General features: G+C 59.9%; 19 protein-coding genes and 1 pseudogene. 4 read left to right on the top strand and 16 right to left on the bottom strand.

The genetic code is table 11. From position 1 onward, the window contains the following. Window positions 1-389 precede the first annotated feature (389 nt). The 4 genes from AC1ME3_RS18850 to AC1ME3_RS18865 are packed head-to-tail and all read right to left on the bottom strand — an operon-like array spanning window position 390 to window position 1,759. On the bottom strand, window positions 390-968 hold the full coding sequence (locus AC1ME3_RS18850) for a hypothetical protein (RefSeq protein WP_480955957.1): 579 nt from the start codon (window positions 966-968) through the stop codon (window positions 390-392). 15 nt (window positions 969-983) lie between these two features. Beyond that, on the bottom strand, window positions 984-1,274 hold the full coding sequence (locus AC1ME3_RS18855) for a type II toxin-antitoxin system RelE/ParE family toxin (RefSeq protein ID WP_480955958.1): 291 nt from the start codon (window positions 1,272-1,274) through the stop codon (window positions 984-986). After that, window positions 1,267-1,512 (bottom strand): type II toxin-antitoxin system ParD family antitoxin, encoded by a 246-nt coding sequence (locus AC1ME3_RS18860; RefSeq protein ID WP_480955959.1) that lies wholly within the window; start codon window positions 1,510-1,512, stop codon window positions 1,267-1,269. Before AC1ME3_RS18860 ends, AC1ME3_RS18855 begins: the two co-directional genes overlap by 8 nt. A gap of 31 nt (window positions 1,513-1,543) precedes the next feature. Next, entirely contained in the window at window positions 1,544-1,759 is a 216-nt protein-coding gene (locus AC1ME3_RS18865) for a hypothetical protein (protein ID WP_480955960.1), read from the bottom strand. Between the two features lie 829 nt (window positions 1,760-2,588). Between AC1ME3_RS18865 and AC1ME3_RS18870 the strand changes: the two genes are divergently transcribed. Both AC1ME3_RS18870 and AC1ME3_RS18875 read left to right on the top strand, forming a co-directional pair. Beyond that, the gene (locus AC1ME3_RS18870; RefSeq protein ID WP_056405815.1) at window positions 2,589-2,807 is read left to right on the top strand and encodes a hypothetical protein; all 219 of its coding nucleotides are present in this window, start codon (window positions 2,589-2,591) and stop codon (window positions 2,805-2,807) included. A gap of 36 nt (window positions 2,808-2,843) precedes the next feature. Then, on the top strand, window positions 2,844-3,029 hold the full coding sequence (locus tag AC1ME3_RS18875) for a hypothetical protein (RefSeq protein WP_480955961.1): 186 nt from the start codon (window positions 2,844-2,846) through the stop codon (window positions 3,027-3,029). A gap of 283 nt (window positions 3,030-3,312) precedes the next feature. Here the strand turns inward: AC1ME3_RS18875 and AC1ME3_RS18880 are convergent, their stop codons facing one another. The 3 genes from AC1ME3_RS18880 to AC1ME3_RS18890 form a co-directional block, all read right to left on the bottom strand. Then, window positions 3,313-3,825 carry a Ros/MucR family transcriptional regulator gene (locus AC1ME3_RS18880; protein ID WP_480955962.1) on the bottom strand — a complete coding sequence of 171 codons (513 nt, stop codon included), beginning with the start codon at window positions 3,823-3,825 and terminating at the stop codon, window positions 3,313-3,315. 242 nt (window positions 3,826-4,067) lie between these two features. Then, window positions 4,068-4,256 (bottom strand): hypothetical protein, encoded by a 189-nt coding sequence (locus tag AC1ME3_RS18885; RefSeq protein WP_480955963.1) that lies wholly within the window; start codon window positions 4,254-4,256, stop codon window positions 4,068-4,070. A gap of 84 nt (window positions 4,257-4,340) precedes the next feature. Further along, window positions 4,341-5,318 (bottom strand): sensor histidine kinase, encoded by a 978-nt coding sequence (locus AC1ME3_RS18890; protein ID WP_480955964.1) that lies wholly within the window; start codon window positions 5,316-5,318, stop codon window positions 4,341-4,343. Between the two features lie 136 nt (window positions 5,319-5,454). Here AC1ME3_RS18890 and AC1ME3_RS18895 point away from each other — a divergent pair, with 136 nt between their 5' ends. Further along, complete coding sequence (locus tag AC1ME3_RS18895) at window positions 5,455-5,862, top strand: BLUF domain-containing protein (RefSeq protein WP_480955965.1); 408 nt, start codon at window positions 5,455-5,457, stop codon at window positions 5,860-5,862. A 43-nt stretch (window positions 5,863-5,905) separates the two neighbouring features. On the opposite strand, the pseudogene AC1ME3_RS18900 reads toward AC1ME3_RS18895, so the two are convergent. The 3 genes and pseudogenes from AC1ME3_RS18900 to AC1ME3_RS18910 form a co-directional block, all read right to left on the bottom strand. Further along, a pseudogene (locus tag AC1ME3_RS18900) lies at window positions 5,906-6,304 on the bottom strand (response regulator); the annotation flags it as partial. A gap of 790 nt (window positions 6,305-7,094) precedes the next feature. Then, window positions 7,095-7,286 carry a DUF6771 family protein gene (locus AC1ME3_RS18905; RefSeq protein WP_426291548.1) on the bottom strand — a complete coding sequence of 64 codons (192 nt, stop codon included), beginning with the start codon at window positions 7,284-7,286 and terminating at the stop codon, window positions 7,095-7,097. Then, window positions 7,286-7,408 carry a hypothetical protein gene (locus AC1ME3_RS18910; protein ID WP_480955966.1) on the bottom strand — a complete coding sequence of 41 codons (123 nt, stop codon included), beginning with the start codon at window positions 7,406-7,408 and terminating at the stop codon, window positions 7,286-7,288. Before AC1ME3_RS18910 ends, AC1ME3_RS18905 begins: the two co-directional genes overlap by 1 nt. Before the next feature lie 807 nt (window positions 7,409-8,215). On the opposite strand from AC1ME3_RS18910, the gene AC1ME3_RS18915 reads away from it, so the two are divergent. Then, the gene (locus AC1ME3_RS18915; RefSeq protein WP_480955967.1) at window positions 8,216-8,533 is read left to right on the top strand and encodes a hypothetical protein; all 318 of its coding nucleotides are present in this window, start codon (window positions 8,216-8,218) and stop codon (window positions 8,531-8,533) included. 15 nt (window positions 8,534-8,548) lie between these two features. Here AC1ME3_RS18915 and AC1ME3_RS18920 read toward each other — a convergent pair whose 3' ends face one another. The 6 genes from AC1ME3_RS18920 to AC1ME3_RS18945 all read right to left on the bottom strand — a co-directional run bounded on the left by AC1ME3_RS18920 (window position 8,549) and on the right by AC1ME3_RS18945 (window position 13,446). Continuing rightward, a complete protein-coding gene (locus tag AC1ME3_RS18920; protein ID WP_480955968.1) occupies window positions 8,549-10,177 on the bottom strand; it encodes a strawberry notch-like NTP hydrolase domain-containing protein in 1,629 nt (542 codons plus the stop codon). 151 nt (window positions 10,178-10,328) lie between these two features. Further along, a complete protein-coding gene (locus AC1ME3_RS18925) occupies window positions 10,329-10,559 on the bottom strand; it encodes a BrnA antitoxin family protein (RefSeq protein WP_480955969.1) in 231 nt (76 codons plus the stop codon). Window positions 10,560-10,900: 341 nt separating this feature from the next. Next, window positions 10,901-11,788: a DUF7146 domain-containing protein gene (locus AC1ME3_RS18930; RefSeq protein ID WP_480955970.1), complete on the bottom strand. Its 888-nt coding sequence runs from the start codon at window positions 11,786-11,788 to the stop codon at window positions 10,901-10,903. Window positions 11,789-11,918: 130 nt separating this feature from the next. Next, window positions 11,919-12,362: a hypothetical protein gene (locus AC1ME3_RS18935; protein ID WP_480955971.1), complete on the bottom strand. Its 444-nt coding sequence runs from the start codon at window positions 12,360-12,362 to the stop codon at window positions 11,919-11,921. Between the two features lie 84 nt (window positions 12,363-12,446). Continuing rightward, window positions 12,447-12,947, bottom strand: coding sequence for a DUF2726 domain-containing protein (locus AC1ME3_RS18940; protein WP_480955972.1), 501 nt, complete (start codon window positions 12,945-12,947; stop codon window positions 12,447-12,449). 169 nt (window positions 12,948-13,116) lie between these two features. Then, window positions 13,117-13,446, bottom strand: coding sequence for a single-stranded DNA-binding protein (locus AC1ME3_RS18945; protein WP_480955973.1), 330 nt, complete (start codon window positions 13,444-13,446; stop codon window positions 13,117-13,119). Window positions 13,447-13,495: the final 49 nt, after the last annotated feature.

Below are 13,495 nucleotides of genomic sequence, written 5' to 3' on the forward strand. Positions count from 1 at the left end.
TGGCCTAATCGTCCGATACATTAACGGACTTCAGAGCCTTGAACATGTGATGTGCATGAGGTTCTCCTTCTCGTTGATTGGAGTGGCAAAAACGGCATGGGCTCCGGCGTTGGCTGTCAGGGACCGCGAAGCGGGGAGTGGGGGAGCCGATTTGCATGATCCAAATTAGGGGAACGGACGCGAAGGCGAAGTAGGCGACTAGCAATGCTCTTTCTCGAAGCACGCCGTGATCTCAGCGCCGGGATCGAGAGATACGCTTCTCGCTTTTTGACCGTCACAGGAACACCGCGTGACCAGCGCCAATGATAGTGGATGTAGCCCTTTTCGGACGGATCGAAACTTAAAGCGAGAATGGCTTGCTGTTCATTAGATCTTTTGTTCCCCAAAAATCACCTGTTACCCGCCGTGTCCGCGACCGCCGCATTGCCGATAAAGCCGAACTTTTCGAGATCACCGACCGCGGTGGCATACATGACCACCGCGAGGATTTTTTCGTATTTCCGGGTGAAGACCATCGGGTCTGTCTCGCGCGGAGGATCAAACGATACGGAATCGCCTGACACCCAGAGGACGCTGCCCGCGATCAGCCCACAGTGTTGTTCGAGGGCCCCGGCATATTTGCGCAGATCAGTATAGTGCGAGCGCTTTGGAAAATCGTTGATCAACCCCAATTTTGTGACAGCCGCCTTGGTTTCGGCGATCATGCGCGGACGGTATAGTTCGACGCTGTAGTCGCTATAGGCAGACTGAAGCGACTGCTCCTCAAACGTTACAATCTCTGTCTCCGCAGCCCTATGGATGCAGGAAAACTGGTCAGAAGAGGCGCGTGCCTCGCGCCGGATCACGATCTCGATGCTTTGCAGCTCATCCTGCCACACCACTGATACCGCGCCGCGATCAAGCCCGCAGGCAACTAGCTTCTGCGCGATAACCTGTTCTGGCAGCATACTTGGTGGTGCATCAATCATATTGGCCTCGCAGGGTTACAGATGGCGAGCCGCATCCATACGCTGATGCAGGATGCGGATGACGGCGATACCGTAGCTGGTCGAACGGAAATATATGACATGCTGCTCGACCCCGCGCCGTCGATAGCTTGGTCGGATGTTGGCGCAGCCCTGTGCCTGCTGCGGCGCTTCGGCCAGATCGGTGCAGGCGGCTTCGATTAGGTCGGTGTAAAGCATCGCCTGGGGCAAGCCCCAGTGCGCCACGGTGTAGTCGAACACCCTGTCTAGGTCGTGCTGCGCCCTCGGGCTGAGCCGGTATTCAGCCATGCTGCGCGGCTTTGCGCTGCTTGAACGCGGTGAAGTCGAACGGCTCCGGCTCCCCGCTCTGCTCGCCCTCAATTAGCGCCTGGCGGATGCTCTCGATCTCCAGACTCCGCTCCTGCTCGCGCCGGATGAGGTCGCGGATCGCCTCGCTATCATTGGTATAGCTGCCGGCATCAACCTGAGCGGCAATCCAAGCGTTCTGCTGCTCGGTAAGGGTGATGGTCTTGCGTACGGTCGCCATATCGGCCTCCACGTCATACTATTGGTGCTATTTAGCACATCATATAGCCGATATTATCGTCCGAAGCCAATATCCGGCCCATCCCGGTCATGCCCGCACTGGCGTTGCCGCTGCCGATCACGCTCGTCTTAGCCATGTTCGAGAGCGGGCGCCTGCTGCTGCCGGGTGACTGGTCGGGTGCCGGCAGGGCATCAAACCCGTCGCCGGCACTTGTCTGCAACCCCGCCCGCATCGTCAGGCTCGCCATGCCATGCGCCGCCAGCTCGGCCTTGCGTCGAATACACCCTTACAGATGCCGGCATGTCGCTTAGCCCCCTGGTCGTTGCGCTCGATTGCTGGGTTGAAGAGCATGCGATTGACATGCTGGGAACGAACGTCAACGCGCCGCATGCAGAGAGCAATTAGTCAGCACGCGGTGCCTCGACTATGCTGGATCGGCACCCTTTCCCACAAAGGAACCGCTAACGGGACAGTCGCCCGGACAATCACGCCGAGAGCCGTCCCAGGCCCCCTTTTCCAAAAACTGTTCCCGATTGCTCTTTCCCGAAATGGCCTGTCGGAGACGGAGAAACGGGAAAGATCGCGCTTAACGGACGGCCGTTATCGGGAACCCGGATTGCCAGGCTGAATGTCCAGGTTTGGTCGTTCTCGTCCGATCTGGCCTTCTCGGAGGGGATCGAGTTGCGAGAAAACGTCCGGGAGCTACGCGCACAAAACGACCATTTTCTAACCAAGCGGAGAGAAAAGATAAAAGGCCGCCCCTTTCGGGACGGCCTTTCCATTGTCAGCCACTAATGGCCTGATCCTTAGAGCTGGACAGCCCCGCCAGCGGGGGTCGCACTCATCCGGTTTGCCGTTAGCGGCGTATAACAATGAGACATTCGACCACCTCCTTCCAGTTGTTGAACAGTGAAGCGGATATGGGTGTGCCCGCCGAAGGTTCAAGGATCTCAGTATGATAGCCTGCTCGCGCTGGATTGCTCATGCGCGTTTGCGCAACGGTGCTCGCGTCCGTGAAGCGCATAGGGTTTCCTGTTGGGTTGGGTTAGTGAGCCCAATCAACAGGAGCTAACTCAATGCGTTACGTAATCCGTAAAGACGGCGAGATGTCCACGCTGGGTGTTCACCGAAACAGCTTCGATGAAGCGCTCGCTACCGCTGCCGAAATGATCGCGATGCGGGACGACGAAAAGTCGATTGCGGTGGAAGACACGTGGGAAAATCGGACGATCGACGAGGCGGAAATAGCGTCTTTGATTGCCGCCAGATCGCCGGACACTGCCGACAATGTGTGACGCAGTGCATTTAGGCGCGGTCGTTGGGAGATACGAGTGAACGGTTACGTGGAATTTCTCAGCCCCGAGGGCGATCCGATCGTTGTGAACGTCGATCGCGTCAACTTTGTGCGCCGTTTCAGGGGCGGCAATGATGCAAGTGCCGTAAACTTTGAGAAGGGCAATTACGTCGTGGTCAAGGGGAACCTCGCGTCAGTGATGAAAACTCTCCAAGACGGATAGCCGTTTCTCTGGCGAGCTCTACCGTCACGGATCAACTGCCTGATCGAGACGAACTAGGCCAAATAAAGGTCCGCCTCGCGGTCAATCATACTGGTATATCATATGCGTGTATTGCTATTAGGCCTGCTGATGACATTGGGTGCTTGCAACGATCACAAGCGGCCCAAATCTTTTGACACCAAGCCGGACGAGGGCGTTGCTCCTCCCTACAATGGTGTGCCGGAGGGAGAGCAAAATAATTAGCTGGGGTGGCCGGCCTTTATTTCTAAAGGCCGGCCTGACATCACTCGGCGGTGTCGTCGGCTTTGCGCTTACGCGGCGCCGGCTTTGCCGCCTCTGCCTTGGCTTCATTCTTGTGACCCGGCTTGCGACCCAGGCCAATGCTCTTGGCCATGGTACGACGCGCTTCCGAATAGGTAGGAGCAACCATAGGGTAATCAGCCTTCAGGCCATAACGCTCGCGATACTCCACTGGCGTCATGCCGTTAGTGGCGAGGTGACGACGCAGCGTCTTGTACGGCTTGCCATCGATCATGCTGATGATGTGATCGGGGCTGGCGAGGGACTTCCGGGCCGTTACTGCGCCGACGTATTCCTTGGGCTCTTCCGCAGGGGTTTCTTCGGTCTGCGAACCGCCAACAAGCGACTGAACGCTGTTATGCATTTGCGATAGAAAAGCAGGAACGTCGTCGGCCGACGTACGGGTATTTGGATTGCTAAGCCAAGCGATCGTCAACTCGGTAGCGAGTTCAACAGCGTTGGGCTGATAGGTATCGTCGGACGTTAAGTGCTCCATTTAGCTGATGGGCAAGTAGGGCTTCCCGAATAATCGTACAAGCTTTCAAAATATTATTCTATGAAATCGCTTCGACAAATAAGACCGACTACCTGACAATCAACATCGGGCGTGAGAAAAACAAAGCTGGAAAGGTATCAGTAACCGGCGTCCACATTCCCGGTTTGGAACGCTAGTCGTTCAGGCCGGGGCTTTCCCAGTAGGATCAAGTTTCGGGAATATCAGACTTGGTAGTACAGAAGTCATTCCGTCCCTGGATTAATGGCCCGATGCTGCTGTAACCGTGCAGATCCGCACGCTGCAAGCAACTGGTCCGACAGAAAGGAAGCTGTCTCGACGTCGACGGTAGCAACGACGCCAGGCGCTTCGATAAGGACCTTTCCCTCGAACGCGGCGATGTTGGACGCTTCAGGGGGCAGGGTTTCAGCCATTTTGAAATCTCCGATAACGTTTGAACGTCACTGGCGTGCCATTGGCTGGCGTACTGCTGTAAGTCAGTACGTTTTGAGGTACGGTCATGTTGCTGGGACAGAAATCAACACATCTAGGGACCTTGCATCGAGGCGCCTTTCAATTGTTCCTCGAAGACCGCGGGTAACCGTCTGTTGCAGCATCTTTGAGCCGAAACCCGTGCCACTGTCTGGCGCAATGACGTCATGATGAAGATCTTCGCGCCAGCGAATATGTAGATTGTTGTCGCGTCGCGTTGCGGTGACGGACAGAGAGCCGTTACCCGAATAGGCGCCGTACTTCGCCGAGTTTGTCGCCAGTTCGTGAACGATCATGGCGTAGTTACTGACATCGTCTGCGGGGATCGAAAGCCCGTCATCGACAGTGACGACCTCAGTCCCGCTCATGCGGTCGTAGGGGATCAGCATTTGATCCAGAAACGTCTTGAGAGGGATACTTTCAGAAGAGATGCCTCGTGCTCCCGTCGCCATTGCAGTGGCACGATGTAGGACATCGAAGCGGCCACTCAGGTCGCTCGCAAACTCGTCTACGTTGGAAGACTGGCGTGCGACGATTGCTATCAAAGCGCGGGCGACGGTGAACATGTTTGCAAGGCGGTGCGCCATCTCGTTTGACACGAGTTGAGCGGCTTCTTCGGCTCGCCGATGCTGCGTAACGTCGAGGTAAATCGCTTGCACCCATCCACCAGACCGGCCTTCGGGTCCACCAACACCGCACGCCGAGATCCAGCGCACCGTATCACCAGTGCCGATACGGAAATCAAAACTGTAGGGCGTCGGGTCAACCGCACTGGCGAACCAGGCAATGATCGTAGCTTGCCGGTCGTCCTCGTGTACGCGTTCGAACAGGTCGTCGATGCTGACGACGCTCTCATTCATGCCCCAGAACTTGCGACACAGGCTATCAAGCTGCGCCAATCGCGTTTCAGGGGACCATGCCCACAGTGCGACACCTCCCCGGTGGATGGTGTCCGTGAAATCTCCAAGCGACCATCCATGCTCGGTTTGCTGGGTAGTTTGCATAAGCCTCCGGCCACGGTTTCTGCCGTGGCTGTCGCCGCCTTACCAAGATGCGGATATTGTTGAAAGATAGTCCAAAATCCGCTTGAGGGTATGAGATGGCTCAGGACCAATTCATCATGCCACCCGTTGAGCGGCCATGTTCCGCCGCGTCATTTATATCAGCAGGTCTCTCATCGGCGCCGATCCAGATGGGATAGCAGCAATCGTTTCGTCCTCAGTCAGATGGAACGCCAAAGTCGACGTCACCGGAATGTTGTGGGCTGACGGTCAAAGTTTTGCGCAGGTAGTCGAAGGGGACGACGACGCTGTCGGGCAAACGATGGATCGCATCCACGCCGACGGAAGGCATACCGCTATCGATCTCCTGGTGGACCGGTCAGTCCGGTCCAGACAGTTTGGGAGTTGGTCAATGCGACGGGCGGGAGCTGACGAGGCCAGCGCTCAGGGGACGGCTTTCATGATCGGTTTTGCGATGGGGCAACGGACAGCTTTAGCCAAACGATTGTACCGGATCGTCTTGGCAAGTGACGGCCACGGGGCATAGCATCGACGCTCGCTGGCATAGGTGCTGCCGGCGTGAACGCCTGCTACACCGCTTTTTTTAGGGGCTCCGGCAGCTTGCCATCGGGCAGGGTCTTGCGGAGATGACCATGGATCATCTGTGCATTGAACGGCTTGGATACGAATGTCGCCTTTTCTGGCAAGTTACCCGCCTTCGGCCGGAGGTGGCCGCTGCCGATGACGATCTCGATCCAGGGGTAGTTCTCCGCGACGTGGTGGGCGAGCGCGAACCCGTTAGTATTGCCCGGCATATCGACGTCTGAGAAGAGCAGGGTGATTGTGTGCGCGTATTCAGGGAGCATCGCGATCGCCCCATCGCCGTTATCCGCTTCATAGGTGCGGAAACCCGCATCTTCGAGAATGCCTGTGACATCCATGAGAATCAACGGGTCATCGTCAACGGCAAGCGCATAGGGGACTGTTGATAGGGACTTGCCGCACTAACCCGTCACGTGCGAAAACGGCTCCGTCGAAACCGTTTTTGCCACTGGCTTTGAGATCCCTAGGCCATCGCCGCGGATGCACGCGCCTGATTGGCCCATCGTCCGAAAAGATCCAGACAGTAAAACGCCCCGCTGCGGGGGGGGGAGGGCAGCGGGGCGATTTAGAAACCAGCGGGACCAAGGGGGGCAAGTACCCGACCGGTTACAAACACAACAGTGCAGGCCGGTGTTGGTTCCGCACATAGTTACGAAAATGCCCTGCCGATCTGAAGACCGACAGGGCATTGCGAGCTTTCACCGCCGTTCCCCCCGAAAGGGCAGGACGCTTCAAGCGTATATAGAAACCGGTCAGCTTGTAGTGTGTTCCCAGCGCTTGCCTGGGATGCTGGCCGATCTGGACGGTCGAGCGAGCGTCAGCAGTTGTTACCAAAGGATATGGTCGGTGATAACGCCCGCCCCTACAAGAAGGCCGCCTCACCCTCTCAGCTTCCGCTCGAAGTGCTTCCATTGGCGTTCGTCCCGACCGTAACCGGGAAAGGACGGCGGTAGCGGCGTCGGTGCGATCCTGTTTGGCCTACTGCCGCAAGCCGAACACCGCAGATATGCGGGGCGGCATTCGACCGCCATGTTCTTGCGTCTGAGGTAGCACCATCTTGCTAGAACCAAGCGATGCACGACACCCTTGCGCCCGCATTTGGAGCATACGCACCCCAAATTAGCTTCGTGCTTCGTGAAATCCCCCAGCGTCCTAAACCGCGTGTTGCCCACAGGATCACCAAGGCAAAGCCATCTGTGCCGTTTCAGCGTCTACAGGCTGATATAGAGTGCCGTAGACATGCCTTGCGACTTCCAGGCGTGCGTCTGCTCTCAGCCCCTCGCGAGGCGCGGTAAGGCCGATCAGAGCCCATGCCGGCGCGTCCTCGATAATGGCCGCAATTCGCTCCGGCGAAATCACGCTAGCCATCAGAAGCAATCGGTCGAGAACTTGCCGTAGGGTGACAACCCACGCCGCGCGAACTCTGCCTCAATCGGCGCCAGGAGGGTCTCAGGACCGTCTTCGAAGCATTGGAAAAAGATGTTCTGCATCTCGCAGGGCCGAAGCTCTGGCAGGATTTCGGCAATCAGAGTGTGAGTCTGACTGAAGGGCTGTGCGCCGTCGCGCATCGACTCGGGTGCGTGTTCCATACCCGGATCATAGCGGAACATAAAGAGAACGCTAGTGTGATCCCATCCCTTTCAACTCGGGAGTTTGATTAGCGCTTTCAGCTGCTTTTGGAGCGCCGCGCTGCCCAAATGCGATTGCACGTGATCGAAACCCTCCCGCCTCAACTGAGTGCGGATGTCAGTTATCGAGCGTGCTTTGCCGCTCCGCGCGATCTCAAATGCCCGTTCGATGATTGTCATGACAAAGCAGTAACACGGCCCATCTACCAGGAGGACCGTTTCGGTATCCATCGGCTCTAACGATTTCGCGCTCTCGCTTGCCTCTGCGCCCGCCGCTTGGTCTTCTTCGCGGACTTTGCAAGTTGGGTGCTAGCCGCACTGCTGTGCCCTTTGGCCTTCCCAACCGGCTTCGCACCGCTGCTCGCAACGTCGGGGGAAAACCAAGCTTTAAGCTTCGAAAGTGTGGCGCTGATCATGTCTGAGCCCTTAAGCTGTCCAAGCGAGGTCTGCCATTCGCCTTTTCCGAAAAACTAATCGCCACAGATAGCGGGATCGGCCTTCTCAAAAGGGATCGAGAAATGGGAATACCCTCAAGACGATATTGCGTTGCGTGCCGCATCAAGTAACGCGGGTGCCATGGTAGATCGATCCGGGCCCGAGGAGGCATCGACCGTAGCTTCCGACGCGTCCGCATCGCGACGCAAGAGGCACGGGCCTCTCGTCGCGTACATGAACGACGGTGGCGGCCTGAGCTACGAGGTCGGGTCCGGTGGGACCATCGTGACGGAGCGGGACTTCTTCTACACCCTCTACGCGGTGGCCGTGACGGCATCGGACGGGAATCGCTACCGCCATCTGCTGATCGTGCCGAGCAACGTAAGCGCTGCGTCATTCGACATCGGTCTGGCGTTGCTAGAGGCAGACTCGGTCGAGGCGGACGCAGGGCGTTTCGGCCGGGTCGAGCAGCTGGCCAGTGCCTTGAAATGGGATCATCGGCGCTACCGGGCGTTCCCGCCGCCAGCCGAGCTGAACCGCTTCTGCATGTGACACGAAGAGCGTAACTCAGCGGGGTACGGTCGAGCCGAGTTTCCACTGGTTGAGGTGCTGGATGTCGAGCGCGAGACCGCCAACTGCGGTCCAGTCGCGACGCGCATCTTCGAGCAGGGTCTCGGTTTTGGAGACCCAGATGTGCCTGCGGCGTCCGCGCAGCCACTGGTCGAGGACGATCGCGGCGACCTGGCGGCCCTTACCGGCGCCGGTGCCGTCACCGAGGAAGAAGCCGGTCCGGTACGGACGGCCATCCTCGGATGGTGCGATCGAGAGCCCCTCCTCGACAGCTTTGAACAGGGCGGGAATATCGCGCTCAAAGGCGTCGCCGGCATAGATCAGCGTCTTGAACTGCGCGTCGGAGAGCGTCTTCGCGTCGACGACAGCGTGCGGAAGCGTGAGGACGTAGGTCGGCCGTGGCGCGGTGATCGAGCCCATGGCGATCGACTCCACCAGAGCGGTCGGATGCGCGGATGAGCACGGGATCGCGATGCGGCTCGGCTGATAGGGCAGGTACACGCCGACAGACTCGCCGGTCGGAAGCGGCTCGGCAAACACAGTGTAGTCGATCGGCGTCGCGATCTGCGACCGCGTGGCTTTTGCGGGTGGTGCGCTCAGGCGCGGTTTGCTCGCCAAGCCGCCAAGAAGCGAGCTACGCCCGCTCGGGCGGGCGAGCAGTGAGGCCATGCGCGGGACAGGCGCGGACAAAGGCGGAGCGGCCTTTACGGCGATCGCTGCGAGAGCCTCCGCGAGCGCCGCGCAGCGGATTAGCTCGGCAGGCGTGCCGGTCCCCTTTTCCAGCACCATGATCTTCACAGGTTGGCTGGTGCCATGCTTCGCATAGGCGTTCGCCGGCAGTTCGATGTGCAGCGTCAGCGTGCAACCCTCGGTTGCTTTCCCCCAGGCGCGGCTCGACGTGTCAATGCGGGTCGGCAGGATGGCGGCGCAGCGGCCTCCGGCACCGAGACGCATCGAGGCTGCGCGAAGATGCCGGAACGCTGCTTGGCGGTCGGCATGGCGACCGATGCTGCGCGAGAAGGGAGGATTGATGAGGACGGCCGTGGGCTGGATCGTTGGTTCGAGTAGATCGTGGATCAGCTCCCCGTCGTGGCGCGTGACAGCGACGCCCGGGAAGGCGGCCGCAAGCATTTCGGCGCGGGCCGGATCAATCTCGTTCAGAACCAGGCGAGCACCAGCGCGGTGCGCAAAGGCGGCGAGCAGACCGGTGCCGGCAGACGGTTCCAAAACCAGATCCGTGGTGGCGATTCTGCCAGCGAGCGCAGCGAGGTAGGCGATCGGGGCGGGGGTCGAGAATTGCTGAAGCTCGATTTGCTCCTCGCTGCGGGCGGTATGCGTGGGCAGGCCGGCGACCAGCTCGGTCAGTGCGGCAAGGCAATCGCCCGGAGGGGATGGCAGGTCGGCCTTCGCCAGGTACATGACCTCGGCAAGTTCGAGCATGTCGTAAGCGTCGCGAAGCGACCAGCGACCGTCGGCCGAGGATCCGCCATAGGCTTGCTCCATGACCCACAGCAGCGTGTCGCGTTGCAGCGATCCTTGTCCAGCGATGGTGTCGGCGACCGCCTTGGCGGCCGTGATCGACGGTTCGGTGAAATCGAGTTCGAGAGCTGCGGCTGAAGTGTGCATCGAGGGCCTCCGGTTTTATCGCCCGGTGCTCATCACCGGATCAACAAGCCGAAGGCTCCCTCTCCTCTGCCTGCGCTTATGCGCAGGTTCGCCCTGTCATGGACGACAAACTCTGTACTGTACCGGGCCAGAGGGCGCGGCGACCACACCCTCAAATTTGTCCGGCCGTCACCATTTTTGCCAACAAGGTATTCACACGGGTCTGCCACCCGGGGCCGCTACCCCGCAAATACTCGACCGTCTTGGCATCGAGACGAATTTTGACTTCCACCTTGGGGGTTTCCAGTTTCGGTCGCCCGCGCGAGGTCGGCTTCATTCCGGCCATGAACGCTGTGTCCATCGGCGGATTGTCGTCGTAAATCTCCGGGTCAAACTTGGCCATGATAGAACCTCACTTCGTGTTTTTCTGCCGGGCGCAGGCTAATGGCGCGAACCGCGCCGTCATGGGAGCCTTCGGTAAAAGCCAGCACATGCAGGCGACCACCGATCATCCCCAAGGCGACAAAGCGGACCCTCTCCGTAATCGAAGCGATCGTCCTCGCGCTCGAATGCCGTGTCCCAATCAAATCCTTCCGTAGCTTGCAAGGACACGCCGTGCTTGGCGATATTCCCAGCCTCCTTGGCGGGATCGAACTCGATTCCATCGTGATTTCGTACACCCATAAATAGCGACACAAATTTATTGTGCACCCATTAATTGGGCTAGAAGCAAGGTCGTGCCCGTTATGACCGTGGGTCCACTTTGGCCGATGCCTGATACGCCTTCCAGGCGTCGTTCCAATCGTCGTGATGCACAGGCACGCGGCTGACCAGCTCGCGGCCGTTCGCGGTGAGATAGTTGCGAGCCTTGGCGAGCAGTCGATCGGCCGCCTGTCCGCGATCGCCATAGACGATGATGCGGCGCACGCTCGCGGGGATGGCGACGAAGGCGAGGCGTTCGACGCCGCCCAAGGCCCAGGTCGGGGTGCCGAACCATTCCATCGCCGACAGGGCGTCTTCAATGCCTTCGGCGAAGCCCAGTTCGTCCGTTGCCGGCGCCAGCCGGATCGCTGCGGTGCCAAGCAGGCCCAGCGAGACCTTCGGCTTGGGCATTGGCTTGTACAGCACGTTGTCGGGATCGAGGAACGTGCGTTGCACCGCGACGACGCCCATATCGTTTTCGACGGCCGCGATCATGGCGGGCATCGTCCGCTTGGACGGCCCGGAGCCGTGGATGGTCGCGGGGTTGAACCGCAGCGGCTTGGGGAACGGGCCGGAGAGGCCGCGTGCGAGGAGATACTCCTCGGCGAGCGTGCCGGCAATCGGCTGACTGGCTTTCCAGAGCCGGAGCGCGAGCGCGCTCATGTCGCGCTTGGGGCTCGCTTCGGGCATCGAGACGGCTACGCGATCGTGGAGCTTGCGGCGCTGCAGGGCTTTCAGGACTTCGATCGTCGTGCAACCGGCGAAGCAGTGGAACAGGATTGCCGTGTCCCCCAGGCGGACAGACAGGCTCGGAGAGCCGTCGTCATGCGCTGGACAACGGCATTCGCCGCGCGTGCCGCGCCAGATTCCGCCGAGCTTCTCGACGATATCCTTGGCGCGAATTTCAGCGTCGATCGGGAGACGTGCCATGGCGATCGTCCTGTGGGTTTGATGGATTTCGGTCATGGGTGCCCCCCGGAGACATTGAACCCAAGAGCAACCGGCATCCTCCCCTCTGAGGCGGCGATCGCCGGCACCGCCCGCGTGGTCGCGGAGGGGTCTAGCTGTAGCGACCCGAGAAGAAATCGCCGATCGCACGCTGGCGAAAGGCGTTCCACCAGCGGCGCCGACGATGTTCGGCTGCGTCGTGGATCATGTGGCAGCGCTGACAGAGGGCGGCAAGGTTGCGCCAGCGCGGACCACTGAAGGTCGGATCGTGGTTGAGATGGGCGGTCGCGAGATAGACGGGCGTGCGTGTCATCCCGATCGCGTCGAGCGGCACGAAGCCGGGCTGGCGGCGAAGCTGGCGGCCGCGACCATCGCGCCAGGCGTGGATCTCGGTATCCCACCAGACGCCATCGGTGCCCAGCAGCAGCGTGGCGCGGCGTCCGTGGGGGCGCTGGCAATGCTCGCATCGCCCGCCTGCGCGCGTGAAGCGCACGATCCGGCTGATCTCCGGCCAGTCGATCGGGTAGAGCCAGCGATGTTCCGGACGGATCGGCATGGCACCGATTCTGAATCATCCGCCACGAGAACGAAAGGAGAAAATCGACGTCCGGCGCCGATCGTGTCGTGTTCCTTTGATCGGTCATGCGCCGCTCCGCGTCGCACTGACGGACGTACCGGCGTTGTTTGGTTGGAGGGGCTGAAGCTGCGTTGCGATATCGGTCATGGAAAGTCTTCCCGCAGGAAGGCGAATGGTGCGGTAGCCGGCCGAAGCGGTCATCACGTCACGCTTCCGATCGCGGAAGGCATCATGGCTGCGATCGTCCAGCTCGACCAGCGCGAGGACGGCACCGGATGCGCGATCTTCGATCACGAAGTCGACGATCTTCTGGGAAAACCTATTGCGGGTGCGCATTGCCTCTTTGCGACCGAAGCCGGCCTTAGGCTGTAGGAGCGCGCCCATCGAGACCTGCACGTACACGCGGGCATGGGGGAGGATGCGCTCGATGATGCCTCGGGCGGCGCGCTCGCGTTCGGTGAGCAGCGCCTTGGCGCGTACTTGCGGCGTGCGCTGGATTGCCTTGGCGATCGCGGCCAGGACGATGATGACGACTAGTGCTGCGAGGAGCAATTCAGGTCGCATGTAGTGCCTCATCGTGCGGTTGGATTTGGTGCGAGGGCCGGGAGGGCGCGCACTTTGCGCGCCCTCCCGGCCAGGCGAGGATCGTTACCCGACAGAGCCGACACCGTGTGCGGGCTCGGTCGGGGCGCAGCGCCAATAGAGCCGTGCCGAAGGCCGCCCCGGCGTCCCATCAGCTATCCGAGTCCTCGGTATCAGCCTTAGTCAGTACCGAAAATGTATCTGCGATCAACTCGGTCCGGTAGGTCGTGTCGTTCGCTTCGCCATGCTGGCTTTCACGCACGCGGCCGGTGATGTGAACGAGGTCGCCCTTACCAGCATTGTCGACCTGGGAAGCGACGTTTGAGAAGCACACCACGCTGTTCCAATGCGTATCCGTCTTCCACTCCTCGCCGTCGCGCCGGTTATAATTCGCCGCAACGCTGACGTACTTCACTTTCTCACGCGACGTAATCTTGCCAATCCGACCGATAATCCGAAATTCTGCGATATTCTGAGGCATCATACTCTCCTTGGCTGAGGTGGAATGCTGAAACCGCCCGGTTGATAAA

It is taken from the genome of Sphingomonas sp. BL2, assembly GCF_056680015.1.

Bases quoted from the DNA above. Each gene is read 5' to 3' on its own strand.
- AC1ME3_RS18850 (WP_480955957.1), bottom strand. From the start codon at position 968: ATGATTGATGCACCACCAAGTATGCTGCCAGAACAGGTTATCGCGCAG.
- AC1ME3_RS18915 (WP_480955967.1), top strand. From the start codon at position 8,216: ATGAACGACGGTGGCGGCCTGAGCTACGAGGTCGGGTCCGGTGGGACC.
- AC1ME3_RS18870 (WP_056405815.1), top strand. From the start codon at position 2,589: ATGCGTTACGTAATCCGTAAAGACGGCGAGATGTCCACGCTGGGTGTT.
- AC1ME3_RS18890 (WP_480955964.1), bottom strand. From the start codon at position 5,318: ATGCAAACTACCCAGCAAACCGAGCATGGATGGTCGCTTGGAGATTTC.
- AC1ME3_RS18855 (WP_480955958.1), bottom strand. From the start codon at position 1,274: ATGGCTGAATACCGGCTCAGCCCGAGGGCGCAGCACGACCTAGACAGG.
- AC1ME3_RS18935 (WP_480955971.1), bottom strand. From the start codon at position 12,362: ATGCCGATCCGTCCGGAACATCGCTGGCTCTACCCGATCGACTGGCCG.
- AC1ME3_RS18865 (WP_480955960.1), bottom strand. From the start codon at position 1,759: ATGGCGAGCCTGACGATGCGGGCGGGGTTGCAGACAAGTGCCGGCGAC.
- AC1ME3_RS18930 (WP_480955970.1), bottom strand. From the start codon at position 11,788: ATGGCACGTCTCCCGATCGACGCTGAAATTCGCGCCAAGGATATCGTC.
- AC1ME3_RS18940 (WP_480955972.1), bottom strand. From the start codon at position 12,947: ATGCGACCTGAATTGCTCCTCGCAGCACTAGTCGTCATCATCGTCCTG.
- AC1ME3_RS18920 (WP_480955968.1), bottom strand. From the start codon at position 10,177: ATGCACACTTCAGCCGCAGCTCTCGAACTCGATTTCACCGAACCGTCG.
- AC1ME3_RS18895 (WP_480955965.1), top strand. From the start codon at position 5,455: ATGTTCCGCCGCGTCATTTATATCAGCAGGTCTCTCATCGGCGCCGAT.
- AC1ME3_RS18910 (WP_480955966.1), bottom strand. From the start codon at position 7,408: ATGCAGAACATCTTTTTCCAATGCTTCGAAGACGGTCCTGAGACCCTC.
- AC1ME3_RS18885 (WP_480955963.1), bottom strand. From the start codon at position 4,256: ATGGCTGAAACCCTGCCCCCTGAAGCGTCCAACATCGCCGCGTTCGAG.
- AC1ME3_RS18880 (WP_480955962.1), bottom strand. From the start codon at position 3,825: ATGGAGCACTTAACGTCCGACGATACCTATCAGCCCAACGCTGTTGAA.
- AC1ME3_RS18860 (WP_480955959.1), bottom strand. From the start codon at position 1,512: ATGGCGACCGTACGCAAGACCATCACCCTTACCGAGCAGCAGAACGCT.
- AC1ME3_RS18945 (WP_480955973.1), bottom strand. From the start codon at position 13,446: ATGCCTCAGAATATCGCAGAATTTCGGATTATCGGTCGGATTGGCAAG.
- AC1ME3_RS18925 (WP_480955969.1), bottom strand. From the start codon at position 10,559: ATGGCCAAGTTTGACCCGGAGATTTACGACGACAATCCGCCGATGGAC.
- AC1ME3_RS18905 (WP_426291548.1), bottom strand. From the start codon at position 7,286: ATGGCTAGCGTGATTTCGCCGGAGCGAATTGCGGCCATTATCGAGGAC.